This window comes from Nocardia sp. bgisy118 (genome assembly GCF_057708605.1).
Genome location: NZ_JBYISM010000001.1, coordinates 120,454 through 145,492 on the forward strand (window position 1 = coordinate 120,454; position 25,039 = coordinate 145,492).

At 69.3% G+C, this 25,039-nt stretch carries 23 protein-coding genes; 14 read left to right on the plus strand and 9 right to left on the minus strand.

All coding sequences use genetic code 11. The annotated features are described in order from the left end of the window. Nucleotides 1–5 precede the first annotated feature (5 nt). The 6 genes from AC3EO7_RS00450 (at nt 6) to AC3EO7_RS00475 (ending at nt 7,640) form a co-directional block, all read left to right on the plus strand. Nucleotides 6–2,330: a hypothetical protein gene (locus AC3EO7_RS00450; protein WP_431972148.1), complete on the plus strand. Its 2,325-nt coding sequence runs from the start codon at nt 6–8 to the stop codon at nt 2,328–2,330. 118 nt (nt 2,331–2,448) lie between these two features. Further along, entirely contained in the window at nt 2,449–2,718 is a 270-nt protein-coding gene (locus AC3EO7_RS00455; protein WP_488186249.1) for a transposase, read from the plus strand. Nucleotides 2,719–2,779: 61 nt separating this feature from the next. After that, nucleotides 2,780–4,450 carry a peptidoglycan DD-metalloendopeptidase family protein gene (locus AC3EO7_RS00460; protein ID WP_435590144.1) on the plus strand — a complete coding sequence of 557 codons (1,671 nt, stop codon included), beginning with the start codon at nt 2,780–2,782 and terminating at the stop codon, nt 4,448–4,450. A gap of 101 nt (nt 4,451–4,551) precedes the next feature. Further along, a complete protein-coding gene (locus AC3EO7_RS00465; protein ID WP_435590145.1) occupies nt 4,552–5,079 on the plus strand; it encodes a hypothetical protein in 528 nt (175 codons plus the stop codon). 40 nt (nt 5,080–5,119) lie between these two features. After that, nucleotides 5,120–6,961, plus strand: coding sequence for a type IV secretory system conjugative DNA transfer family protein (locus AC3EO7_RS00470; RefSeq protein ID WP_431972144.1), 1,842 nt, complete (start codon nt 5,120–5,122; stop codon nt 6,959–6,961). A 295-nt stretch (nt 6,962–7,256) separates the two neighbouring features. Further along, a complete protein-coding gene (locus tag AC3EO7_RS00475; protein ID WP_245668691.1) occupies nt 7,257–7,640 on the plus strand; it encodes a DUF4913 domain-containing protein in 384 nt (127 codons plus the stop codon). Nucleotides 7,641–7,702: 62 nt separating this feature from the next. Here the strand turns inward: AC3EO7_RS00475 and AC3EO7_RS00480 are convergent, their stop codons facing one another. After that, nucleotides 7,703–8,257 carry a hypothetical protein gene (locus tag AC3EO7_RS00480; protein WP_431972143.1) on the minus strand — a complete coding sequence of 185 codons (555 nt, stop codon included), beginning with the start codon at nt 8,255–8,257 and terminating at the stop codon, nt 7,703–7,705. 411 nt (nt 8,258–8,668) lie between these two features. Continuing rightward, nucleotides 8,669–9,535, minus strand: coding sequence for a peptidylprolyl isomerase (locus tag AC3EO7_RS00485; protein ID WP_431972142.1), 867 nt, complete (start codon nt 9,533–9,535; stop codon nt 8,669–8,671). 139 nt (nt 9,536–9,674) lie between these two features. Here AC3EO7_RS00485 and hisS point away from each other — a divergent pair, with 139 nt between their 5' ends. From hisS to AC3EO7_RS00500, 3 genes are all read left to right on the plus strand, one after another. After that, a complete protein-coding gene (hisS, locus tag AC3EO7_RS00490; RefSeq protein WP_431972141.1) occupies nt 9,675–10,955 on the plus strand; it encodes a histidine--tRNA ligase in 1,281 nt (426 codons plus the stop codon). A gap of 122 nt (nt 10,956–11,077) precedes the next feature. Then, a complete protein-coding gene (locus AC3EO7_RS00495) occupies nt 11,078–11,725 on the plus strand; it encodes a hypothetical protein (protein ID WP_435590146.1) in 648 nt (215 codons plus the stop codon). Nucleotides 11,726–11,887: 162 nt separating this feature from the next. After that, on the plus strand, nt 11,888–12,895 hold the full coding sequence (locus tag AC3EO7_RS00500) for a malate dehydrogenase (protein ID WP_431972139.1): 1,008 nt from the start codon (nt 11,888–11,890) through the stop codon (nt 12,893–12,895). A 39-nt stretch (nt 12,896–12,934) separates the two neighbouring features. Here AC3EO7_RS00500 and AC3EO7_RS00505 read toward each other — a convergent pair whose 3' ends face one another. The 5 genes from AC3EO7_RS00505 to AC3EO7_RS00525 form a co-directional block, all read right to left on the minus strand. Continuing rightward, nucleotides 12,935–14,086, minus strand: a complete 1,152-nt coding sequence (locus AC3EO7_RS00505; protein WP_431972138.1) for an FIST signal transduction protein — start codon at nt 14,084–14,086, stop codon at nt 12,935–12,937. Nucleotides 14,087–14,176: 90 nt separating this feature from the next. Continuing rightward, a complete protein-coding gene (locus AC3EO7_RS00510) occupies nt 14,177–15,256 on the minus strand; it encodes a 2-oxoacid:ferredoxin oxidoreductase subunit beta (RefSeq protein ID WP_431972137.1) in 1,080 nt (359 codons plus the stop codon). Beyond that, the gene (locus AC3EO7_RS00515) at nt 15,253–17,217 is read right to left on the minus strand and encodes a 2-oxoacid:acceptor oxidoreductase subunit alpha (protein ID WP_431972136.1); all 1,965 of its coding nucleotides are present in this window, start codon (nt 17,215–17,217) and stop codon (nt 15,253–15,255) included. The genes AC3EO7_RS00510 and AC3EO7_RS00515 overlap by 4 nt, the downstream gene beginning before the upstream one ends. A gap of 127 nt (nt 17,218–17,344) precedes the next feature. Continuing rightward, the gene (locus AC3EO7_RS00520; protein WP_435590147.1) at nt 17,345–18,367 is read right to left on the minus strand and encodes an Rv2578c family radical SAM protein; all 1,023 of its coding nucleotides are present in this window, start codon (nt 18,365–18,367) and stop codon (nt 17,345–17,347) included. Nucleotides 18,368–18,398: 31 nt separating this feature from the next. Further along, a complete protein-coding gene (locus AC3EO7_RS00525; RefSeq protein WP_431972134.1) occupies nt 18,399–19,403 on the minus strand; it encodes an NAD-dependent epimerase/dehydratase family protein in 1,005 nt (334 codons plus the stop codon). 256 nt (nt 19,404–19,659) lie between these two features. On the opposite strand from AC3EO7_RS00525, the gene AC3EO7_RS00530 reads away from it, so the two are divergent. Together AC3EO7_RS00530 and AC3EO7_RS00535 are read left to right on the plus strand one after the other, a co-directional pair. Beyond that, nucleotides 19,660–19,986: a type VII secretion target gene (locus tag AC3EO7_RS00530; protein ID WP_431972133.1), complete on the plus strand. Its 327-nt coding sequence runs from the start codon at nt 19,660–19,662 to the stop codon at nt 19,984–19,986. Then, a complete protein-coding gene (locus AC3EO7_RS00535; RefSeq protein ID WP_435590148.1) occupies nt 19,983–21,623 on the plus strand; it encodes a WXG100 family type VII secretion target in 1,641 nt (546 codons plus the stop codon). The genes AC3EO7_RS00530 and AC3EO7_RS00535 overlap by 4 nt, the downstream gene beginning before the upstream one ends. Nucleotides 21,624–21,935: 312 nt before the next feature. Here the strand turns inward: AC3EO7_RS00535 and AC3EO7_RS00540 are convergent, their stop codons facing one another. Together AC3EO7_RS00540 and AC3EO7_RS00545 are read right to left on the minus strand one after the other, a co-directional pair. Further along, a complete protein-coding gene (locus AC3EO7_RS00540) occupies nt 21,936–22,361 on the minus strand; it encodes a DUF4254 domain-containing protein (protein WP_435590149.1) in 426 nt (141 codons plus the stop codon). Further along, on the minus strand, nt 22,358–22,828 hold the full coding sequence (locus AC3EO7_RS00545; protein WP_435590150.1) for a DNA-directed RNA polymerase subunit beta: 471 nt from the start codon (nt 22,826–22,828) through the stop codon (nt 22,358–22,360). Before AC3EO7_RS00545 ends, AC3EO7_RS00540 begins: the two co-directional genes overlap by 4 nt. 243 nt (nt 22,829–23,071) lie before the next feature. On the opposite strand from AC3EO7_RS00545, the gene AC3EO7_RS00550 reads away from it, so the two are divergent. The 3 genes from AC3EO7_RS00550 (at nt 23,072) to AC3EO7_RS00560 (ending at nt 25,020) form a co-directional block, all read left to right on the plus strand. Continuing rightward, entirely contained in the window at nt 23,072–23,953 is an 882-nt protein-coding gene (locus AC3EO7_RS00550; RefSeq protein WP_435590151.1) for a helix-turn-helix domain-containing protein, read from the plus strand. A 52-nt stretch (nt 23,954–24,005) separates the two neighbouring features. Then, nucleotides 24,006–24,161 carry a DUF397 domain-containing protein gene (locus AC3EO7_RS00555; protein ID WP_435590152.1) on the plus strand — a complete coding sequence of 52 codons (156 nt, stop codon included), beginning with the start codon at nt 24,006–24,008 and terminating at the stop codon, nt 24,159–24,161. A gap of 280 nt (nt 24,162–24,441) precedes the next feature. Next, nucleotides 24,442–25,020, plus strand: coding sequence for a DUF3558 domain-containing protein (locus tag AC3EO7_RS00560; RefSeq protein ID WP_488186250.1), 579 nt, complete (start codon nt 24,442–24,444; stop codon nt 25,018–25,020). Nucleotides 25,021–25,039 lie beyond the last annotated feature (19 nt).

The following is a 25,039-nucleotide window of genomic DNA, read 5'->3' on the forward strand; positions in this document are numbered from 1 at the left end:
GATCCATGGCAGGTGACCACGAGCCACCCGTACGGGAGCGAGACGAGGCGGCGCGGCGCGTGAGGCGCGAGGACGTCGAACGCGAGGAATGGGGTCGTCCGGCGGGCGAGGGCAGGACGCATCGCCCGCCCGCCGAGGGCGCGCGTCCCCGTGGCGGGCAGCGCGGCGGCGTCGAGGAGATGCCCGAGCGCGGGCGGCGTCCGGTCCGGGATTCGGGGCGGGCGAGCGGCGACGAGCGGACCATGCACGGGGAGTTGTCCGATCGGGAGCGGAGGGCGTCCCGGGACGCGGCCGAGCGGCGCGGGCGTCCCGGTCGCGCCGACGGTGTCCGTGCCGATCGGGCACACGCCGACCGGCCGCCGGTCGACCGGGCGCGCGCCGAACAGGCACGGGCCGAGCGAGCCGCCGCCGAACGCGGCCGCGGCAACGGCGCACGGCCGCAGCGGCCCGCCGAACGTCCGATGCGCGGCGACCGGCCGGTCCGCTCCGACAACGGCCGCGGCGGGCGCGTCCCGCCGCGCCCCGCGAAGATCGACTACACCGCGGACCGCGCCATGGGCGCCCCGCGCATGGACAAGGCCGCCCAGCGCGCGAAGGCCAAGGCGGACAGGCGCAAACAGTCCGGCCCGCCGCTGCTCGACGACTCGACGCGGGCGCGGCTGGAGGCGATCAGCCGGGAGGGCTCCGGCCTGCGCGCGGCGTGGGCGACCTTCCGCATCCGTACCGACGACATCCGCCGCCGTAACTACGCCGCGCGCGCCGAGCAGACCATCGAGGACGGATTCGACCGCAGCACAGCCCAACTCACCGACCGCGGCTACGCGGGACCTGGCGGCGGCCGGATGAACGTGGTGGGTCGTCCCGTCGAATACCGCGCGACGACGGCCCAGGTGGCCGGCCTGTGGCCGTGGTCGGTCGGGGCGGGCGCGCCGCTGATCGGCACGCCGCTCGGCTCGCACCTGCACACCGGCGCACCGGTCTGCTTCGACCCGATGAACTGGTTCATGCGTGGCAGCTTCATCACCGCGCCGAGCCTGTTCGTGCTCGGCCTCAACGGTTTCGGCAAGTCCTCGCTGGTGCGCCGGATCGTGCTCGGCGGCATCGCGCAGGGCATCACGCCGCTGGTGCTGGCCGATGTGAAGCCCGACTACCGCAAGCTGGTGGAACTGGTCGGCGGCCAGGTCATCGACCTCGGCTACGGCCACGGCAAGCTGAACCCCTTGGCGGCAGGCGTGCTCGGTTCGGTGGTTCCACAGCTGGAGGAGTTCCCCGCGCTGCAAGTCCAAGTGCTGCAGGACATGCGGGCCAGGCAGGTCACGCTGATCGCGGGTCTGGTCGAGCTGGTGCGTGGCGCGCGGGTGCGCGACTACGAGGAGACGCTCATCTCGACCGCGCTGCGCATCCTCTTCCAGCCGGGCAGCGGCTACACCCCGGACCAGCCGCCGATCATGGAGAACCTACTGGAGGTGATCCAGGCGGGCGGCGAGGAGCTCCAGCTCGACGCGGGCGCCGACGATCCCGCCGAATACCAGGTCGCGATCAAGGGCCTGCGCCGTTCGCTGCGCGCGCTCACGCAGGGCCCGTTCGGCGCGGTCTTCAACGGCCAGACCTCGGTGCCGATCGACACCGAGGCGGTCGCCGTCTGCATCGATGTCTCGCACATCCCTACCGGCGACAAGAAGTTGAAAGCCGCTGTGATGCTTGCCTGCTGGGCCGACGGCTTCGCCTCGGTGGAGGCCGCGCACGTGCTGGCCGACGCGGGCCTCGGCCCGCAGCGGTACTTCCAGGTGGTGATGGACGAGCTGTGGCAGGTGCTCGGGCTCGGCGACTTCATGGTCGACCGCGTCGACGAGCTGACCCGTCTGCAGCGCGGCCTGGCCACCGCGCTGATCATGATCAGCCACACCATCAAGGACCTGCAGGCGCTCGGCTCCGAAGCCGCGATCGCCAAGGCGCTCGGCTTCCTGGAACGCGCGCGCGCCAAGATCTTCGGTGCGCTGCCCGCCGAGGAGGTCAAGCGGCTCGACAGCACGGTTCCGTTCACCTCCGCCGAGGAGGACATGGTGACCGGATGGTCGGCGCCGCAAGCGCTCACCGGCGAGGCGCTGAAACCGGGGCAGCAGCGTCCGTCCCCGCCGGGCACGGGTAAATTCCTGCTGAAGATCGGTGAGGACCGGCGTCCCGGTATTCCATTCCACATGGAATTCACGTTGTCGGAGAAGGAAAGCGGGATCCACGACACGAACCAGCGGTTCAGTGAATTCACCGGCGGCCCGGACAACGAATCCACCGCGCGCGGTGGTGAATCCCCGAACGGGAGCGCGGCATGAGATACCGTCCAGGACGCGGAGCAACAAGGATCGGCCGAGCGCCTGGACGGGCGGTGTTGTTCGGCGGAAGGAGTGCCGCATGATGCCGCATCGTGCGTATCGCAGAGTGTCGCCGGAAGTGCGCAAGGCCGCCGTCGAGCAGGTCGTCGCGCTGACCGGCAGACTACGCAGTGAATCCGAGGCGTGCCGGGTGGTCGCCGAACAGATAGGCGTGCATACCAATTCGGTGCGCAATTGGGTGCGCGCCGCGGAAGGCTCCGGCCTGGAACGCATGGACGCGATCGCGCTGCGCCGCAAAGTGGCGCTGCTGCAACAACAATTGGCGGCCGCCGCCGAAATGAACCGCACCCTAGCCGACACACTCAACGAAGCCAGACGCCACACGTGACGATTTCCCCCGAGCCGCATTCGACCATCGGCGCCCCGCCGCCGCCCCGTGTGAGGGCGTGGTGAGCGCCCGCGGCGTCTTGTGGACCGCTCTCGGCGCGGTGGTCGGACTGATCGCCCTGGTACTCGTCGTGGTCCTGCCCGCCGTCGAGGATCCGTGCGAGGACGCCACGGTGCTCGGTCCTTCGCAGACCGCGCTGCCGCCGCTCGGCGGCTACGCCCCTGGCGACCGGCCCGCTGCCGCGGTCTCGGGCGAACCCACTGCCTCCCAAGCGAATCCGAGCGTCACGGGCACCCCCTCGCTGGCCGCGGGCATCGGGCCCATCCGCCGCACCCTGCCGATGGCGGTCGGCACCTTCACGATCTCGGACGTCTTCGGCTCACGCAACGGCGGGCACCGAGGCGTCGACATGGCGGCGAGCGACGGCACCCCGATCTTCTCGGTGGCCGACGGCCGGGTGGTGGCGGCCGGACCGGCCTCGGGCTTCGGCAATTGGATCGTCGTCGACTCGGTCGACGTCAACGGCCGGTCGTATTCGGCTGTCTACGGGCACATGTGGGACCACGGCGTGCTGGTGCGGGTGGGGGAGACGGTGCGCGCGGGCCAGCAGATCGGCGCCGTCGGTTCGGCGGGCGAATCCAGCGGCCCGCACCTGCATCTCGAGATCGTCCCCGGCGGGCGCTTCACCGGCGGCCGTCAGATCGATCCGCTGCCCTGGCTGGACGGCGCGCCGACCCCGGATCTCGGTGGGGCGCAGTGGTACTCGTCCGATCCGCGTTGTCAGCGCGGTTTCGGCAGCGCGGGCGGCGCGCTGGCCGCGGGCAAGGTGCCGCCGGAACTCGAGATCTGGTACCGCCGCGCGGGTTCGCTGTGCCCGCAGATCACCTCGTCCCTGCTGGCCGCGCAGGGCAGGCAGGAGTCCGGATTCCGCAGGGGCGCCACGTCGCCCGCGGGCGCGCAGGGCTTGGCGCAGTTCCTTCCGGGCACCGCGGCCGCCACCAATCCCGACGACGGCAGGCCATACGTCATCGACGCCGACGGCAACGGTGTGGCGAGCGTGTGGGACGACGGCGACGCGATCATCGGGCAGGGCCGCTACATGTGCGCCATCGCCCGCAAGGTCACCCAGTGGGTGTCCGAGGGGCGCGTCCAAGGGGATGTCACCGCGCTGACGCTGGCCGCCTACAACGCGGGCGAGGGCGCGGTGCTCGCCTCCGGCGGCATGCCGAATCAGTATGCGGCGCACTACTCCGAGACCCGGCCGTACGTGGCCAACATCCTCGCGATGGAACCGCAATATCGCGCCCCGGGCTCGACGGGTCGCTTCAGCCCGCAGGAGGGCAGCGGCGGCGCACAGATCCTGGAGGCCGCGCACGACTGGCTCGGCACCCCGTACATCTGGGGCGGCGGCGGGCCGCAGGGCCCCAGCGGCGGCGGCATGGACGGCCCCGGCCTGACCGCGGCCGCGGTGTTCGCGGCCTCCTCGGGAGCGGTGACGTTGCCGCGCACGGCCGAACAGCAGTGGGAGGCAGGCTTCGAGGTGCCGATGAGCAAGGCGCAGCCGGGCGACCTGGTGTTCAGTTCCTTCGGCCCGCGCGGGCCCGCGGAGGTGGGAATCTATGCCGGTGATGGACGCATGATCCAGTCCGTGCCCGGTTCGGACACGCGGTCGGGCGGCGGCGTCAGCGAGGTCGCGGTGCCCGGCGACGCACGGCTGCGGAGGGTACTGTGAGCGAACACGCGCAGGCGCGAGTTCTGATCGGACCACGACCGTGTCGGTCCGGGCGGTTAGCCTTGAAAGACAGAGCAACTGCACGCGCGAAACTGGTGGTGATGCTGGTGATGAGCGTGGCGATGACGATCGCGGCCTGCGGGCGCGACGATACCGGCGAATCGGGTTCCGGTGCGCCGCAGCCCGCCACGTCGACCACCAGGCTGCTCGAACAGGTCCCCGCCCCCGATCCGGTGACGCCGGACGGCGTCGCGGTGACGGCGCTGCGGGAGATCTACACCTGGCGACCCGCGGGCGAGGGACCGGGCGACTCCCTGGTCCGGGCCCGGAAGTGGCTCGGCCCCAGCCTGATCCGGATGCTGGAAGGCTCGCCGTCGATCACCGAGACGCCCAAGCCCTCATTGCAGTGGGCGGACTGGGCCAAGGCGAACGCCACCGTCGAGGCGTTCACCTTCGCCTCGGGCGACCGGCCGCCACCCGGTCCGGATCCGGACGTCACACAATTCAAGATCGGTATCGAACAGACCGTCGTCTACCCGAACGGGCGCAAGGAACCGCTGCCGCCCGCGACGGTGATCGCCACCGTGGTGCGCACGCCCGACGGCTGGCGGCTCGACGCGTTCCGCTGACCGCACGCTTTCCACCGCACGGCGATTCGAGGAGGCAGACATGGCAAAAAAGAAGAAGGTGACGGATCCGGCGATACCCGGACCCGATCTCGGCCTGATATCGGTCTACGCCGGTGCCGTGGTGATCGGAACGCTCTTGGTGGCTCTGCATCTCGGTAATCAGATGGCGGCCGAGCCGCAGGACCTGCCGGTGAATCCGATCGAGATCGTCGCCGGGATAGCGCGCGGCAAGTACACCTGGCCGACGGGCGCCACGGTGATCCTGCTGCTCGTGGTGCTGTGCGCCGTCGCCTACCTGGTGGTGCGCCAGCAGACGACCAAGCGCAAGTCCAAAGGCGCGCTGCCGGTGGACGAGAAGGCCCAGCACATGGGATCGGGCGGCGCGATCCGCGCGCTCACCGAGGCAGGCGTGCGGGAGAAGGCCGAACAGCTCGGGATGAACCTCGGCTACGACGACGCGCCGGGCGTGCCGATCGGCGTCGGCGTCGCCGACGGCGCCATGCTGTACGGCTCCTACGAGGATCTGCACCTGGACATCTGGGGTCCGCGCCAGGGCAAGTCGACCTCACGGGTGATCCCGGCGATCCTGTCCGCGATCGGCCCGGTGCTCTCCACCTCGAACAAGCGCGACGTCGTCGACGCGACCCGCGACGTGCGAGAGTCCAAGGGCAGCCCCACGTTCGTGTTCGATCCGCAGGGCGTGGCCGACGAGAGCCCGAGCTGGTACTGGAATCCGCTGGATTGGGTCGACGCCGGGCACGAGGGCTGCGAGATGCGCGCGCAGCGGCTGGCCGGGCACTTCGCCGACGCCGACAACGGCACCGAGTCCAAGTCCGACGAGTTCTTCGACCCCGAGGCCGAGGATCTGCTCGCCGCGCTGTTCCTCGCCGCGGCGGTCGGCCAGCGGCCGATCGTGCAGGTCTGGGACTGGGTCACCAACCCGGTCGACACCGAGCCGATCGAGCTGCTGCGCAACGCTCGCCACCACTACATGGCATCGGGCCTCGCGATGCAGTACAACGCCGACCCCCGCACCCGAAGCGGCATCTTCGGCACCGCCAAGAAGATGGTGCGCTGCCTGCAGCTGTCGAACGTGCACGACTGGATCCTGCCCGGCGCCGACCCGGGCAGCGGCCAGCCACGCAGGCAGTTCGACGAACTCGAGTTCATCGAGCGCAACGGCACGCTGTACTGCCTGTCGCTCGAGGGCCGCGGCTCGGCCGCACCGCTGGTGAGTGCGCTGACCGAGGCCGTCATCGACGTGGCCATGCGCAAGGCGTCCCGTTCGCGCGGCGGCCGCCTGCCCATCCCGCTGCTCGCCGTCCTCGACGAGGCAGCCAACGTGGTGCGCTGGAAGGATCTGCCCAAGCAGTACAGCCACTTCGGTTCGCGCGGCATCGTCGTGATGACGGTGCTGCAGTCCTGGGCCCAAGGCGCGCGCTGCTGGGGCGACGCGGGCATGCTCGCGCTGTGGTCGGCGGCCAACATCAAGGTACTCGGCAGCGGCGTGGATGACATGAACTTCCTGCGCGACCGCTCCGAGGCGATCGGCGATTACGATTCGATCTCGGGTTCGGTCTCGGAATCCAAAGGCAGCAAGAGTTATTCGCGATCGCTGGGTTCGTCGAGGACGTTCAACGTCAACGCGCTCGCCACGCTGCCGCGCGGCCGCGCGATCGTGTTCACCTCGGGTCAGCCCGCGGTGCTGATCCGCACGGTCCCCTGGTGGGAGGGCGAGTACGCTTCGGACGTGAAGAAGTCGATCGCGCAGCACGATCCGCAACGCAAGACCCAGATCACCGACCTGATCGGCTCGCCCTCGCTGACCAAGGTCACTCCGCCACCCGAGTCCGGGCAAGTCGAGGAGGTTCGGCCTCTGTGAGCGAGCGAACCATGAGCACAGTACCGCTCGGCGCGACGGAGCCGAGCGCCAGCGAGGTGGAGGCGTGAGTGAGCGGAGCGAGCGAACCATGAGCACAGTACCGCTCGGCGCGACGGAGCCGAGCGCCAGCGAGGTGGAGGCGTGAGTGAGCGGAGCGAGCGAACCATGAGCACAGTACCGCTCGGCACGACGGAGCCGAGCGCCAGCGAGGTGGAGGCGTGAGTGAGCGGAGCGAGCGAACCATGAGCACAGCACCGCTCGGCACGACGGAGCCGAGCGCCAGCGAGGTGGAGTCGTGACCGAACAGCAGCAGCAGATGATCTACACCAATGTCGTCGAATTCGTCGAGAACTACTTGAGTCTGGTGTATCGGCGGCAGGTGACCGACATCAGTGAGACGGTGTGGTGCCCCGAGTGGTGGAAGCACGCCGAGGCGGTCGCGCGACTCGACGCGCTGTGGCGTGCCTGGGAGCACTACCGGCTGGAACCGAGCACCGGGCTGAGCATCTGGTTCCTCGACCACGCCGATCCGCACATGACCAAGCTGTTCGACCCGCGCGGGCCGTTCAAGTACTGCAGTGTGCGCAACGGGCACAAGGACATGCTGAGCCCGCTGCCGTTGAAGTCTCCCGCGCAGGGGATGTTCGGCGATCCGACGGTCGGCGATTTCCGGGTGTAGCGGACATCAGAACGCCCGCTGAATTCAGCGGGCGCTCTTGGTGTTTCAGGTTTTCCGCGCGGTCACTGCCTGGCGCGTTCGAGGCCGCGGGCCTCGGGCTCCCTGCCGCGGGACGCGACGGAGCGGTTCTCTTCGAGGCGGGCTCGGACGGCCTCTTCCGGCGGCTGCCCCTGGCCTACTTCGATGAGCATGCGGACCGCCGCCAATTCCGGTGCGACGCCGATCCGCGAGAGATGGGCCGCGATCGCCATCCGCCGTTCGGCCGAATCGTACCGAACGACCGGTTGTTTCGCGGCGGACGCGGTGGCCGCCATGCGGGTGGCTTCGGCTTGCGCGGAGAAACGATCCTTCTCCAGTGAAATGCCTTTGGCCGGAGCCGCTTTCTCCACCATGCGCGCGAGCTCGAGGTTGCGCGGATCCTTGGCCTTGGAGTCGCGAGCCTCCCGAATCTGGAGCTCGCGAGCCTCTTTCATGCGGGCCTCGGTGATCTTGGCGCGCGCCTCGGCTTCCTTCTGACCACGCTCACGGGTGCGCAGTGCGACCAGGGTCGCCAGCTGCAACATACTCTTTATCATGGCCGCGGTTTCCCGGCCGATGTCGTCCAGTTCCTCGGACATGGCTGCTCCCCGATGCTGCAGTGATCACTATGGATGATTGTGGTGCTTCGTCACGGACACCGCCACGCGAACTGTAGTTCGTCGGCCGGCGCCCCGCCTGCAAACGTGCACACCAGGAGGTCTCGTTTCGTCGCGTTCCCTCGTGGCTGGGGATCGCCCGTTAGGGATGGCTACGCTACGCGAACTCCATGTTTCGAGATTACCCGAGAAACGCGTGGCACAACCGTACGGACGTGCCGGTAACAGCATATATCGCACAATTACGACACGCACCGAGAAGCGCCGGACGATCTTCGGCACATGCGCTGCGGCGTCGGATATTTAGGCTCGCCTACCCTGAGTTGCCGTAGTCCATAGACTTCGGGCCCGGTCGCCGATCGCGGCGCCGGGCCCGAAGAAGTTGCCGGGGATTCAGTCCAGGCGAACCGACTGGATGGTCACCGGCGAGGTCGGCTTGCCGTCGCCGGGGCCGTTGGAATTGTCCTGTCCGGCCTGCGCGATCTTGTCCAGGGTGGCCATGCTGTTCTCGTCCACCGTGCCGAAAATGGTGTACTGCGGCGGCAGTTGCGAGTCGCCGTAGACGACGAAGAACTGGCTGCCGTTGGTGCCCGGGCCTGCGTTGGCCATGGCGAGCGTGCCGCGCTTGTAGTCGATCGGCATCTGCGAGGCGGGGTCGCCCTGCGCGTACTGATCGGTCGGGTACTCGTTGTCGAATTCGTAACCGGGACCGCCCATTCCGGTGGCGGTCGGGTCACCGCACTGGAGCACCTTCAGCGTCTCGTCCGCGGTCATGCGGTGGCAGTCGGTGCCGTCGAAGTAGCCCTGGCTGGCCAGGCTCACGAAGCTGTTGACGGTGCAGGGCGATTCGGCGTTGTTCAGCGTCAGGCCGATCGGACCCTGGTTGGTGTCCACGCTCATGCTGACCTGGGCGTCGCCGCCGGTGGTCGGAATGCCGTCGGTCTTGGACGGCTTCTGCACCGGCTTGTCCGCGGGCTTGGCCCCGTCCCGGTAGGTGCAGTTGACCAGCTCGGGCTTCGCCTTCGCGGCGGGCGGCGCGGCGGAGAGCGACGCGTCCTTGGTCTCCGAGGCTGTGTTCTGGTTGTCCTCGCCCTTGGTCAGGAAGTAGACGCCGGTCACAGCCGCGATCGCGACGACCACACCGAGCACGGATCCCGCGATGGTCAGTTGCTTGCGTCGGCGCGCGCGTTCGGCCCGGTTGGCCAATTGGCGCTCGAGCTTGCGTTTGGCCGCTGCTCGTCGCTGTTCGTTGCTCGGCACTACCACGTTCCTCCCGTGTCGGCTTGCTTCCGAGGTAAGAGTGTGCCATCTCTTCCTGAGACCGCCCCGCAGTTCCTCGGACGGGTCGAAGGCTAACCGGTTGGACTTGACGGCCGGTAGTGGTGGAAACTGGACCATCGTGACCAAGACCAGCAGCTTCTCCGCCCCGAGGGGGGTACCGGACTACGTGCCACCCGGCTCCGCCGAGTTCGTCGCCGTGCGCGACGGCCTCGTCCATGCGGCCCGACTGGCCGGGTACGGGCACATCGAGCTGCCGGTGTTCGAGCAGACCCTGCTGTTCGCGCGCGGCGTCGGCGAGTCCACCGACGTGGTCAGCAAGGAGATGTGGACCTTCGCCGACCGCAACGGCGAGAGCTTCACCCTGCGCCCCGAGGGCACGGCGGGCGTGATGCGCGCCGTCATCCAGCACGGCCTGGACAAGAGCGGCCAGCTGCCGCTGAAGCTGTGCTACGCGGGGCCGTTCTTCCGCTACGAGCGCCCGCAGGCCGGTCGCTACCGGCAGTTGCAGCAGGTCGGCGTCGAGGCCATCGGCGTGGACGATCCGGCGCTGGACGCCGAGGTCATCGCCATCGCCGACGCGGGCTACCGCAGCCTCGGGCTGGACGGTTTCCGGCTGGAGATCACCTCGCTCGGCGACGAGACCTGCCGTCCGCAGTATCGGGAGCTGTTGCAGGACTTCCTGTTCGGCCTGCCGCTGGACGAGGAGACCAAGCGCAGGGCGCAGATCAATCCGCTGCGCGTGCTCGACGACAAGCGTCCCGAGGTGCGTGAGCTGACCGCCGAAGCCCCGCTGATGATCGACCACCTCTCCGAGTCCGCGAAGACGCACTTCGAGCAGGTGCTCGGTCACCTCGACGCGCTCGGGGTGCCGTACGTGCTGAACCCGCGGATGGTGCGCGGTCTGGACTACTACACCAAGACCACCTTCGAGTTCGTGCACGACCAGCTGGGCGCGCAGTCCGGCATCGGCGGCGGTGGCCGCTACGACGGCCTGATGGCCGAGCTGGGCGGTCAGCCGCTGTCCGGTATCGGGTTCGGTCTCGGTGTCGACCGCACCGTGCTCGCGCTGCAGGCCGAGGGCAAGACGGCCGCCGTGCCGTCCCGCTGCGACGTGTTCGGGGTGCCGCTGGGCGACGCGGCCAAGCAGCGCCTCGTCGTGCTGGCGGCGCAGCTGCGCGGCGCGGGCATCCGCGTCGACCTCGCCTACGGCGGGCGCGGCGTGAAGGGCGCGATGAAAGCGGCCGACCGCTCGGGCGCGAAGTTCACCGTGGTGCTCGGCGACCGCGACCTGGCCGAGAACAGCATCGCCGTGAAGGACATGGCGACCGGCGACCAGCGGCACGTGCCGCTCAGCGAGGTCGTCGGCGTCCTGCGTGAGGCGCTGATCGCCGGGCGCTGACCCACCGGCGGGGTGGGGTGCGGGGCGACATTCCGTGCCCACCCGACGCCGCGCCCCTCGGGGTCGCGCGCGGTACCGTGACTGCGCACCGCCGCTGCGGTGACCCTGCGGAGAGGTGGAGAGTGGACGCGAATCCTGGTCAGCCGGAATCGGTTCCGCCGGTCGGACTCGATCTCGTCGCCCCCGAGATGTACGCGCCGATGCTGCGGCGGCTGGCGCTGGCGGCGGCCGGCGTCGGGATCGGCGCGGCGCTGCTCTCGGCGACCGTCGTCGATTGGCCGATCGCGATCGCCATCGGTCTCGTCGTCGGGCTGCCCACCGTCGGCTACGCCGTGGCGCTGCGGCGGCGCCGCATGTGGGTGACGGGTACCACGATCCACGCCCGCCGGGTATTCGGCGAACGCAGGCTCGAGGTCGCGGCGGCCACCGGCGTGGAGCTCCTGGTCTTCCCGGCGCGGCTGAGCCGCATCGTGCTGCGCGTCACCGCGGGCCCGGACGTCCAGCTCATCCCGCTCGCCATGTACACCGACGTGGGCAGCGGGCGTGAGCTGCACCTGCTCGGGCTGCGCAAGCTCGCCGACGCCCTCGCGGCGAGCCACCTGGCCGCGGCGGTCGCGGTCTCGGCGCTCTTGGTGCACCAGCTCCGCGCGGAGGCCCGCGACGCGGGCTTGGAGGAACGCCCCCTCTATCGCGCCGTCCAGCTGGCCCGCGCCAAGGACTACGTGTCCCCTGTCGTCCTCACCGACCGCGAAGTCGCCGAACTCGGCTGACCCGCGTTCCCACACCTCCCGCACACGCCCCACACAGGCCTCGTCTGTGTGGGGCGTACATGCGGCGTGTGGGGACGTGAGGCGTTGCTCACGGGTGGGTTCGGGCCGTGGTGAGCCTGAGTAGGGTTGGGCCTGAGTGTCCGTCCAACGCAAGGAGTTCCCGTGAGCACCGCCGCTCGGAACGCGCCCGTGACCGTTGCCGTGACCGGTGGAGCCGGGCAGATCGCCTACGGCCTGCTGTTCCGTATCGCGTCCGGCGCGATGCTCGGACCGGAGACGCCGGTGCGGCTGCGGCTGCTCGAGATTCCCGCCGCGGTCGCCTCGCTGGAAGGCGTGGCGATGGAGCTCGAGGACGGCGCGTTCCCGCTGCTGGAGTCCATCGACATCAGCGACGATCCGTGGGTCGGTTTCGACGGCGCCAACGTCGCGCTGCTGGTCGGCGCGCGCCCGCGCACGGCGGGCATGGAGCGGTCCGATCTGCTCGCCGCCAACGGCCCGATCTTCACCGAACAGGGCCAGGCCATCAACGCCAGCGCCGCCGACGACGTGAAGGTGCTCGTGGTGGGCAACCCGGCCAACACCAACGCCTTCATCGCCATGAGCAACGCCCCCGACGTGCCCGCTGAGCGCTTCACCGCGATGACCCGCCTCGACCACAACCGCGCCATCGCCCAGCTGGCCAAGAAGACCGGCGCGCCCGCCGCCGACATCGCCCGCGTCACGATCTGGGGCAACCACTCGGCCACCCAGTACCCCGATATCACGCACGCCACCGTCGCGGGCCGCCCCGCCCTCGACCTCGTCGACGACGCCTGGCTGCGCGAGAACTTCGTCCCCACCGTGCAGCAGCGCGGCACCGCGATCATCCAGGCCCGCGGCGCGTCCTCGGCCGCCAGCGCGGCCAGCGCCGCCATCGATCACATCCACGACTGGGTGCTCGGCACCCCCGCGGGCGACTGGACCTCCATGGCGGTCCCGTCCGACGGCTCCTACGGCGTCCCGGAGGGGCTCATCAGCTCGTTCCCGGTCACCTGCGCCGACGGCGCCTACACGATCGTCCCCGACCTCGCCCTGGACGACTTCTCCCGCACCCGCGTCACCGCGAGCGTCGGCGAACTCGAACAGGAACGTGACGCCGTCGTCGACCTGGGCTTCGCCAAGCGAGTCTGAGCAGAATCGTCTGACGGCTCCGGGTGCGGACGCCGACGCTCATTCGCCGAACAGCGCCAGCGATGCGGTGAATCCGTGCAGCGCGTTGCGGCCCGCGATGGGGCCGATCTCGCCCGCGGCGAAGAAGCCCGCGAGCGGGATGTCGCCGAGCACGTCGCTGATGGCGGCGGTGTCGTGATCCGCGATCTTGAACATCCGCCTACCGCGTCCGTTGCAGGTGAACAGCAGCGCCCCCGCGGGGCGGCCGGGGAGCTCCGCGCGCGCCTGTGCGAGTGCGGCGCGCAGATCTTTGTCGGCCTCGATCGCATCGCGGACCTGGAACTGCACGGTCGTGCCGATCTCGACTTCTTCGCCGATTTCGATCGCGCCGCTCGCCGGATCGGCGCCGAGCAGCCCGCGGATCAGGAAATCACCCTGTCCAGGGGTGGCCAGGTGCTCGTCGACGACGATGCCGATCTGCACGCCGTGCGCCACCAACTCCTGCTGATCGGGTGGCAGCGCTTCGACGATCTCGCGCAACCGATCGATCGGCGACCGCCCGCCGAGCTCGGTGATCAACGCGCCACGCGCGGCGGTGACGATGTACGGCTGTCCGATCGGGCGGCAGCCTTGCGACACGACCGGCACACTGCGCAGTCCGGGGAGCCGCACGCCGACCGCGCCCGAGGCCAGTACCTCGTGGTCGCGGAACAGCCGGCTCTCGCCGGGCCCCGCGGCGCCGCTCGCCAGCCCGCCCATCACGATGATGCCTGGCAGGTCGGTGTTCAGGTGCTCGAGCAGCGCTTCGGTCGGGAACGTGTACGGGTCGGTCAGCAACAGATGGAAGTCGTGCTCGGCCCGGTCGAAGCGGTGACCGGCGAGCAGCCCGCCGGAGGCCGTGCGGACGAAGTCCAAGTGGAACGTCTCGGCGGGTGCACCGGTGGCCAGCCACACCGCCGTCGCGGGTTCGTCCTCGAGTTCGCGCCGTCCGGCCACGACCGCGTTCGCCACGCATCCGACGAGCGCGGGCACCCGGACCGACCGATGGACACCCTCCAGCACGGCCGGAGCCGCATCCGAGTGTGCTCGCGATGCGAGGAGCACCGCGATCGAGGGTGACGCACCCGCGAGCTGATCGCGCGCATGCAGGGCCGCTTCCGCGCCGGCGTCCCGCGCGTCAGGCGCGGTGGAGAGTCCGACCGCGATCCGCACACATCCATCGTAGGGCGCGACACGTCACACGGCTGCCGCACGCCTCGCAGAGGATACCGGCGCTGCGACGCGTACGGAGACGCTGCGCGGTCAGCCGACGGTCCAGGTCTCGGGGCCGGTGAGGAGAGTTTGGAGGGAGTCGGGGGCGAGGGGGTTGCGGTCCGCGGCGGCGCTGTGCTGGGCGCGGACGGCGTCGTCGTAGGTGGGACGGGTGACGCTGCGGAAGATGCCGGTCACCACGTGGCCCAAGTCCTGGTCGGACAGACGCGAGAGGGCGTAGGCGTATTCAGGGTCGTCGGAGTAGGCGTCGTGGACGACGATGTCGGCCTCCGCGACCTCGGCGGTGCGGGCCACGCGCAGGCCGAAACCGCTTTGCACGACGGCGTATTCACCGTCGGCGCCGAAGCGCAGCGGCTGTCCGTGGTGCAGCGGGATGAGCCGCGATTCGGCGTCGCCGCGGCGCAGCACGTCGAAGGAGCCGTCGTTGAAGATCGGGCAGTCCTGCAGGATCTCGACGAAGGACGTGCCGCGGTGTTCGGCGGCGGCGCGCAGCACCTCGGTGAGCCCGGCTCGGTCGGAGTCGATGGCGCGGGCGGCGAAGCTGGCCTCGGCGCCCAGCGCCAGCGAGAGCGTGTTGAACGGGTGGTCGACCGAGCCCATGGGGGTGGACTTGGTGATCTTGCCCTGCTCCGAGGTCGGTGAGTACTGGCCCTTGGTCAGCCCGTAGATGCGGTTGTTGAACAGCAGGATGGTCATGTTCACGTTGCGGCGCAACGCGTGGATCAGATGGTTGCCGCCGATGGACAGCGCGTCACCGTCGCCGGTGACCACCCAGACCGACAGATCGGGACGCGTCACCGCCAAGCCGGTGGCGATGGCGGGCGCGCGGCCGTGGATGGAGTGGATGCCGTAGGCCTCCAGGTAGTACGGGAACCGGCTGGAGCAGCCGATCCCGGACACGAACATCAGGTTCTCCCTGCGCAATCCGAGTTCGGCCAGGAACCCGCGCACGGTGGCCAGGATGACGTAGTCGCCGCAGCCGGGGCACCAGCGCACCTCCTGATCGGAGGTGAAGTCCTTGACCTTCTGCGGTCCGTCCGCGGCGGGCACCCCGGATACGCCGGTGAGCCCGAGATCGGTTCCGACGAGTGAGGTTTCGACGATGGTCATCGGTTGCCCCCGATCCGCTCGGCCGCGGCCGGGCGCCGTGTGTCCTGCGTTCGATAGGTGGCCCGCGCGCGGGCGGCGAACGACTTGTCCTGCTCCATGTCCTCCAGGGAGCCGTCCAGCGCGGCGTCGATGACGCCGACGAGTTCCTGCGCCGAGAAGGCGGTGCCCGCGATCTTCGTCCACGGCTGCACGTCCACCAGGTACTTCGCGCGCAGCAGCATGGCCAGCTGACCGCCGTTCATCTCCGGCGCGACCACCGTCCGATAGCGGCGCAGCACCGCACCGAGGTTGGGCGGCAACGGATTCAGGTGCCGCAGGTGCGCCTGGGCGACGGGGACGCCGCGGCGGCGGGCGCGGCGGCAGGCCTCGCCGATCGGCCCGAAGGAACTGCCCCAGCCGATCAGCAGCAGCTCGGCGCGCTCGTCGGGGTCGTCGACCTCGAGCCGGGGGACGGCGATGCCGTCGATCTTGGCCTGCCGCAGCCGGACCATCAGCTCGTGATTGGCGGGGTCGTAGGAGATGTTGCCGCTGCCGTCGGCCTTCTCCAGGCCGCCGATCCGGTGCGCGCGGCCCTTGGTGCCCGGCACCGCCAACGGGCGGGCCAGGGTTTCCGGATCGCGGGCGTAGGGCTGGAATCCGGCCTCGTCGTCGGCGTCCGGCTCGAACGCGGGGTCGATGGGCGCCAGGTCGGCGACGTTCGGAATCGACCACGGCTCCGAGCCGTTCGCGATGGCGCCGTCGGACAGCAACAGCACGGGCGTGCGATAGGTGAGCGCGATCCTGGCCGCCTCCACGGCGGTGGCGAAGCAGTCGGCGGGGGAGCGGGGCGCGAGCACCGCCACCGGGGACTCGCCGTTGCGGCCGTGCAGCGCCTGCAACAGATCCGCCTGCTCGGTCTTGGTGGGCAGGCCGGTGGAGGGACCGCCGCGCTGCACGTCGACGATCACCAGCGGCAGTTCGGTCATCACCGCCAACCCGATCGTCTCGCTCTTCAGCGCGAGGCCCGGGCCCGAGGTGCTGGTGACGCCGAGCGCGCCGCCCAGCGAGGCGCCGAGCGCCGCGCCGATGCCCGCGATCTCGTCCTCGGCCTGGAAGGTGGTGACGCCGAAGTGCTTGTGCTTGCTCAGCTCGTGCAGGATGTCGGAGGCCGGCGTGATCGGGTAGGTGCCGAGGAAGACCGGCAGCCCGGCCAGATGTCCCGCCGTGACGAGCCCGTAGGCCAGCGCGGTGTTGCCGGTGATCTGGCGGTAGGTGCCCGGCGCCAGCGTGGCGGGCGCGATCTCGTAGGTGGTGGCGAAGGCCTCGGTGGTCTCGCCGTAGTTCCAGCCCGCGCGGAAGGCGAGCACGTTGGCCTCGGCGATGTCCGGTTTACCGGCGAACTTCTCGCGGAGGAAGCGTTCGGTGCCGCCGATCGGCCTGCCGTACATCCAGGACAGCAGGCCGAGCGCGAACATGTTCTTCGCGCGCTGGCCGTCCTTCTTGCCGACCTCGGCGGGTTCGGTGGCGGCGAGCGTCAGCGAGGTCATCGGCACCTCGTGCACCACGAAGTCGGTGAGCGAGCCGTCCTGCAGCGGATCGGTGGCGTAGCCGACCTTGGCCATGGCGCGCTTGGTGAACTCGTCGGTGTTCACGATGAGGGTTGCCCCGCGCGGGAGATCCTCGAGGTTCGCCTTGAGCGCCGCCGGATTCATCGCCACCAGCACGTCGGGCTGGTCGCCCGCGGTGAGGATGTCGTAGTCGGCGATCTGGATCTGGAAGGACGAGACGCCAGGGAGCGTGCCCTGCGGCGCGCGGATCTCGGCGGGAAAATTGGGCTGGGTCGCCAGGTCGTTGCCGAACGCGGCCGCTTCGTGGGTGAAGCGGTCGCCGGTCAGCTGCATTCCGTCGCCGGAGTCCCCGGCGAACCGAATGACGACCTTTTCCAATTTGGCTGTGCCGACATCGTTTTGGTGCGAAACCATGTGCCTGCTTCACTTCCTCGTCGAGGTGAGAGGTGCCAGTGGCCAACCTACTCCGCCTGGACCGGGTATCGCCGCCGAAGCGCGCAGTCCGCTCCCGATTGGTTTCCGGAGGTCGGGTGGCGCCCGGTCAGGCGAACAGCGCGAGTTGGGTGTCCACGGCGCCCTCCGGCTCCGGCTCCCGCGCGGGTGCGGCGGTGGTCTCTCCGTCCCTGGTCAGGCCGTGCCGCTCCAGCAGCGGCGTGATCCGCTCGCGCAGCCACGCCGCGTACTCCGGCGCGACGTAGGCGCCGCGGCCGTACAGCTGGCGGTAGCGGCGCAGCAGGGCTGGGTGCGTTTCGGCCAGCCACTCGAGGAACCAGCCGCGGGTGCTGCCGCGCAGATGCATCGGGAAGGCGACGGCCGAGGTCGCGCCCGCCGCCGCGATCGCGCCGAACAACTCGTCGAGGTGCGCGCGGCCGTCGGTCAGGTAGGGGATCACCGGCGCCACCAGGACGTGCACCGGGAAGCCCGCGTCGGTCAGCGCGCGGACCATGTCGAGCCGGGCGCGCGGCGACGGCGTTCCGGATTCCAGGCCGCGGTGCAGTTCCGGGTCCAGGATGGCGATGGAGACGGCCAGGCTCACCGGCACCTCGCGGGCGGCCAGCGTCAGCAGCGGCAGATCCCGGCGCAGCAACGTGCCTTTGGTGAGGATGGAGAACGGGGTGCCGGAATCGGTCAGCGCGCGAATGATGCCCGGCATCAACCGGTATCGGCCCTCGGCGCGCTGATACGGGTCGGTGTTGGTGCCGAGCGCGACCGGGTCCCGCTGCCAGGACCGCCTGCCGAGCTCTTTGCGCAGCACGGCGGCGATATTGGTCTTCACCACGATCTGCGCGTCGAAATCGCGGCCCGCGTCCAGGTCCAGATATTCGTGGGTGGGGCGGGCGAAGCAGTAGCGGCAGGCGTGCGAGCACCCGCGCATCGGGTTGATCGTCCACTGGAACGGCAGTGTCGAACTCTCGGGCATCTTGTTCAACGCGCTCTTGCAGAGCACTTCGTGGAATGTGATGCCCTCGAATTCCGGGGTCTGCACGGTGCGAACGAACCCCGCCCGGCTCAAGCCGGGCAGTGCGCCGTCGTCGGCGTCCAGGGTCTGGTTCTGCCACCGCACCCACTCAGTCGAACATGTGTTCTAGGGTGTGTCAAGCGATCCGTCGCACGTCGGTCGCGTCGAACGCGGTCGCGTCGGCGAAGAACGCGACCAGATCGCGCACGGTGTCGTCGATCGGGCGCGGCCGATAGCCGAGCTCATGTTCCGCCTTGCCGTGGTCGACCACCGGCGCCGAGATCAGCGCGCCTAGCGCGGCCCTGGACAGGATGTCGGTGCCGAGCATCTTGCCGACCGGCTCGAGCACGGGGATCAGGCCGCCGACCAGCTTGGGCGGGATGGTGAACTTCGGTCCCTTCTTGCCGCCGTGCGCCGCCGCCATCCGGCACAGGTCGAGCATCGAGATCATCGACCCGCCGAGCAGGTAGTTCTCGCCGGTCCGGCCCTTCTCGCCCGCCAGGATCAGGCCCTGTGCCACGTCGCGCACGTCGACCAGGTCGAAGCCGCCGCCGATCATCGCGGGCACCCGGCCCTGGGCGGCGTCGCGCAGTGTGCGGTTGATCCGGGACAGCGGGGTGCTGTGGTCGACGGGGCCGAACACGCCCGTGGGGTTGCAGAGCACGGCGTCGAGTCCCTTGTCGGCGACCTTGCGCAGTTCGACCTCGCCCGCCCATTTGGAGCGGTCGTACACCGGCAGCGCCGGGTCGGTGGAACGCCCCGACCTCTCGTCGATGCGGCCGCCGCAGCTGTACTGGTTGAACGCGTGGATGGAGCTGGCGTGCACCATCCGGCGCGCGCCGACCTCGAGCGCGGCCTCGGCGACCACGCGCACACCCTCGGTGTTGACCTTCCAGGCCAGATCGTTCTTCTCGGCCAGGGTGATCACGGCGACCAAGTGGTACACGACCTCCGCGCCCGCCAGTGTTTCGCGCATCGACGCCGGGTCGAGGACGTTCCCCGCGACCCAGGTGACGTTCGTGTGCGCGGACTGCCCGGGGACCGCCCTGTCGATGGCGGTGACCTCGTGTCCCTGATCGACGAGCAGGCGGAGCAGATTCGTGCCAAGGTAGCCGGCTGCGCCGGTCACTGCGACCTTCATGGCCGTTAGAATATAGAACTTGTTCTAATTTGCAACACGTTGTAGTTCCCTCTTGTCGTGGCGCGATCCGTTCCGCTTCGGGCGGCCGCGGTCTCGAAAGTTGCCGGTGGCGTCGGCTATATTGAGCCCAACCGCAGCGGCTTCGCGGTTCGGACGGCCCGAGCTGTCCGGGGGCACAGTCGTTTCGGGCAGGGAGACGTTTCGACAACGCTATGTGCACGACACAGATGTTCACGACGAATTGGGGGGCAACTCGATGAGTAATCTCTCGGTGGAGACCGAAGCGGTCCAGGCTTTCGCCACGGAGAACGCCGGGATCGCCGCACAGATTTCCTCGGCCGGTTTCGACGGGCCGGCTCAGGTGGCCGCGCTCACGCCGGTGTTCGGACTGATCGGCGCCGACTATCTGCTGAGCTTCGCGGCCGCGCAAGTTCTGCAGGCCAAAGACATCAACGATCTGTCGGCCAAGTACGCCGACCTGTCGTTCAAGGCGTTCAACGCCGCCTCGCTCTACGAGGGCACCGACACCGGCAACGCGGCCGCGATGAACGTCCAGGCGGGCGAGATCGGAGGCGGGGCGTGAAGCCGCTCGACTCCTCGTCCACGGGCCTCATCGCCCCGTCCGAGCCCGCCGCCGACTCGCTCGACCACGCCGCGGCCGGTGCGAATCAGGCAGTCCCCGCGGCGATCCCGACCGATCAAGCCATCATCGATCTGGCGCTGCCGCAGCTGCCCGAGGACATCCCGGCCATCGAACCGCCCGAATTCGTGTTGTCGCACAAGGTGAGTGAGGACGCGCCCGCGCTCGGTACCGTGCCCGCCGGAATGCCCGGCCTCGGCGGCACGCCCGCGCCGGAGGCGCAGGACATCCTCGGCGGGATGCCCACCGATGTGGAAAGCCTGCTCGGCGGCGCGAACACCGCGATCAGCCACGCCGCCGAACAGGTGCACGACGCGGCGACCAACCTCATCGGTCAGGCGGGCGGACTGCTCGGTGGCGCGCTGGGCGGAGGCCCGTCCGGCGCCGCGACGCCCGCCGCGGCGGCGACCCCGCAGCTGCCCACGCTGCCGGAACTGCCCGCCGATCCGATCGGCGCGCTGATGAACGGACTGCAGATCCCGGCGCTGCCCGGCGTCGATCTGTTGTTCAAGCCGATCCTGGATCTGCTCGGCAGCTTCGGCACCGGGGTGCTCGGCGCACTCGACCCGACCGCGATCCTGAGCCAGTCGTCCCAGATCATCGAGACGGCGATGCAGATCGGCAAGGGCAGCCTGGCCACCGTCGAGCAGCTCTGGGAGGGACAGGCGTCGCGCCAGGCGCAGGCCGCCGGGCAGGAAGCCAACCAGCAGGGGCAGGAGACCAGCCAGCGCGGCTTCGACATCTCCGAGCTCACCCAGCGGGCGGCGGCCGTCGTGCAGCAGGGCAACGCCCAATTGCTCGGCATCGCGGGCTCGTTCGCGACTCAGGCGACCGCGATGGCGCCGGTAATTCTCACCCCGCCGGGGCAGGCCGCGCTGATCGCCAGCGCGACCGAGCATCTGGGGCAGGCCGTCTCGGTGGTCAACTTGACCCGCGGCGATCTGGCGGGAAAGACCGCCGAGCTGAACGGCGTCGTCGGTCAGCTGCTCGGCCAGAGCGGGTTGCCCTCGGCGCAAGAGGTGGCGCAGGCGGCCGCGCAGAACATCGGCGAGCCGTTGTTGACGCAGGCGCAGGAGGCCGCGACGCAGGCGGCGAGCAGCAGCCCGAGCAGTGGTCTCAACACGTCGACCTCGACGGTCCCGTCCTCGCTCAACAGCACCTCGCCCGCGGGCACGCCCGGCTCGCCGAGCAGTCTGCTGGGTCCGCTGGGTCGACCTGGCGGCCCCGGCCCCGGCGGCCCCGGGCCCGGTTCTTCCGGACTACCGAGCATCCCGGGCCTGCCCGGCTCGGCGGTGCCCGCTGTCCGCCCCATCGGCATGCCCGGCGCGACGCTGCCGACCGGTCTCGGCGCGGCGACCACGCCCGCGGGCACCGGCAGTTCGTTCATGGGCGGCGCGCCGGGTGCGGCGGGTGCCCGGCAGTCCGACGACGACGAGCACTCGCGCAATGTGCAGCCGTACCAGAGCCGCACGGGCAACGACGATCTGACCGGACCGCTCGGTGAGTCGACGCCGGATGTCATCGGTGCGACGCACACCGACGAACTGCTCAGCTCGGATTACGAGCAGGATCAGTTCTAGGGATTCGCAAGGGGTTTCACGGCGCCCTTCTTCGAGTTCGGAGGAGGGCGCCGTTGTTCGTGTTCGTGCCGGTGGCGACGAGCGAGTTGCCGCCGAGGTCGAAGAAGTCGTCGTCGACACCGAAGCGGGGTGCCGTGGGGGTGATCGATCCGGACTTCGGTGGTCGTGCGGCAGCAGTAACGCGCCCGCGGCGGTCGGCGCGGTGCTTCCGTGAACCGGCCCGCCATCGGTTGCCACAGCCCCGTGGATCGGTCTGCCCCCAGCCCGGCGCCTCCGGCACGCGATTATCCGAGCTCCGGGATGTGTGCGCCGTCAGGTGATGTCGGGAAGCCTGCGGCGGCCCGCGACAAGTTCCGTGGCGAGATCCTCGTAGGCGACGGCGAGTTCCGCGAGGCGCTCCCAGGCGAACCACAGGTCCCAGTCGGAGCTCTCGGCGAGAGCGCTGTGGGCATGGGCGGTGAGCTGGGCGAGGCGATCAGTGATCGCGCCGAGTCCCTCGGTGTGCAGGTAAGCCCCGCCGGGCGCGACGGGGAGGTTCGCACGCGCCCAGCGGTCGATGCCGCGCACCAGTTGGGCGCGGCGCTCATCGAGGGTGGGGACGGCGTCGCGCTCCTCGCCCAGCCTGCGGTGGTGCAGGACCGTGAGTTCCCGCGCGTGCGGCGCGAGAAAGTGGTCGACCGGCGGGCGGCCCCGACACGCTTGCAGGAGTTGGCTTCTCGTCGGCAATGGCTCGGTCATCGGGCGACCCGCCGTGGCACTCGGCTCGCCCCCGCGCAGGCGAGCGCGAGCGCGACGATCGTCGCTCCCGAGGGGCGGAAAGTATCGCGGGGCGGGTTCACCCAGCGGCGGAATGCGGTGTCCGCTGGAGCGGGTAGCGCGATCTCGCCGCCCTGCGCGACGACCGAAACGTCCAGTCGGAGCAAACGCAGGCGCAGGTCTGCGTCCTCGGTGCAATCCGGGCGGCACAGAAAAGTCCATCTGCGCGAACGAACATGGTCGATGATCGGGCCGATCGCGCCGCCCTGGAACAATATTTCGTCGCGGACCTGCCTTCCGAGCGTCGCGGGCATGGTGACACCGCCGACGAAGCCCGCCGTCATGACGATGCGACCGGCCTTCGGTTCGATGCCCGCCGGTAGGCCGCAGGTGCGCCGATAGTAGGTGCATCTGGACACCGGGGTGTCCGCGAACGCCGTGTCGTTCATGGGTCCTCGATTCGCCGGAAGTCTTGACATGCGCGCCGTCCTGGACCTGGAACCCTTGCGGTGGATAGAGTTTCAGGACTTTCTGATTCGGACCGGGGCGCGTTCAGTGAAGCACCGGGTATTGCGCGGCGGGAATGTTCGAGGTGGTGGAACCGGCGGAATTCGCCGAGGTTCCAAGGATTCCCGTCGATTGGTTCCAGTTGGATACCTGGCTACTAGTGAGGCTACGAAAGGGAATCTGTAGTGACCCCAACCGGATCGACCTTGCCGCAGCGCGTGCTGGCCCGACAGCTGCGAACGCTTCGCGAAACATCGGGCGTCAGCGCCGAGACTGCCCGCCTGGCGATCGGCGTCGGCAAACAAACCCTCTGGCGTATGGAGACGGGGCAGCCTGTCCGTCTGAATCCGCTGTTCATCGAAAGGCTGTGCCAGGTGTACGGCGCGGGTGACAACGTCACCAGTATGCTGCTCGCGCTGACCGAGGAGGCGGGACGCGCGGGATGGTGGCATGCGTACGGGGATGCGATCCCCAAGCACATGGATCTGTTCGTGGGGCTGGAGGCGGCCGCGAAAAGGATTGTGTCGTATCAGATCGCGCTGCTGCCCGGGATCTTCCAGACTGTGGACTATCGGCGAGCTATCACATGGATCGATGCTCCGCAGATGCCCACAGCGGAGGTCGAGCGGCGGATCGGGGTGTTCGCTCGGCGGAAGATGCGCTTGACCGACATCTACAATCCGATCGCAGTGGACGCGATCCTGGACGAATGTCTGTTGCATCGGGCGATCGGCGGCCCGGCCGTCATGGCCGACCAGCTCGAACATCTCGCCAGTCTGAGTGACTTGCCGAACGTTTCCCTGCGTGTCGTACCGCGTTCCGCGCAGGCATACGTCGGATTGAGTGTCGGGCCATTCGTGATACTCGAATTCCCCAGGCATCCAACGGTGCATCTCACCGAGCCTCCGGTGGTCTACCTGCAGGGGTTCACCGGAGCGTTGTTCCTCGAGAAGGTCGAAGAGGTACAGCAGTACCGGCAGATCCATGTCGATCTGCAGCGTTCCGCGTTGGATGAGGCCGACAGCCGGTACCTCATCTGCGAGATCGCGAAGAAGTACGCGATATGACGGCTGACATCTCAGCTGACGGCTGCTGCAACGGCAGCCGCAGCAAGTCAGAATGGGACTGCATCGAGGTCGCACTCCTCCCAGATGGACTGGTGGTCTGCGTGATTCGAAGGATCCAGTCGGCGGATTGCTGGCCTGCTCGCGGAGCGAGTGGGCGGCGTTCGCCAGAGCCATCGCGGGTGGCGGGTTCCAGCAACCGATCTCCTGATCGGACCGGTTCCGTGTTCGGGACCTGACGGCGAACCTAGCCGAATGGCGCACGAGCGAGGTCGAGTCGTGCGAGACCGCTCTTTCGTCCGCATTCGGCCAGCTCGGCGGAACAGTTTTCGCCGCGTTGCGATCGGGCGCGAGCCATGCGGGCTGGGCAGGAAAGGCGCTTCCGCATCTCGCGAGTGTTCGCGCGCCGATGGTAGTCTCACCCGCAGTTGGCTGGGGGCGGAGAAGCCGGTCTACCCCGTGATGCCGAGGGTCCGGCGGTGAAGGTGCCGATGACGAGCAAGTCGAATGCGTGGCGGGTGGGCGTTCTCGCTCTCGGAGCCGCGTTCGTGCTGGTGGGGTGTGGGTCGTCGGTGGGCGGGGATGCGACGCCGTCTGGGAGTTCCACTGCCACCAACGCCGGGACGGGAGTTGCGGCGGATGTACCGACGGGTTACAACGCCTGTAAGGATATTCCCCAGAGCGTGCTGGATTCGGAGAAGTTGCTGGACAGGACTGCGAACGATTCGAACGTCTCAGGCGGTATCAAGTGGCGCGGATGTATCTGGGTCCAGAACGATGGTTACGGTGCAAGCATCCGAACCACGAACCTCACCGTGGAAATGGTTCGGGCAAAGAACTTTCCAGACACCCGCGAGTTCACCATTGACGGACGACGTGCGATCTCGACCCGGCAGAACGAGACCCGGCCAGAAACGGCATGCAACCTGAACATCGAGATGCAAGGTGGCAGTCTCGAGATCTATCTGACCAATCCGCCTTCGGCAAAAAAGACGGGTCACCTCGACACTTGCGAGCTGACTCGTTCGCTCGCGGAGAAGGTCGTGCCGACCATACCTGCGGGCGCATGAAGACGGTCATGGGTACTCG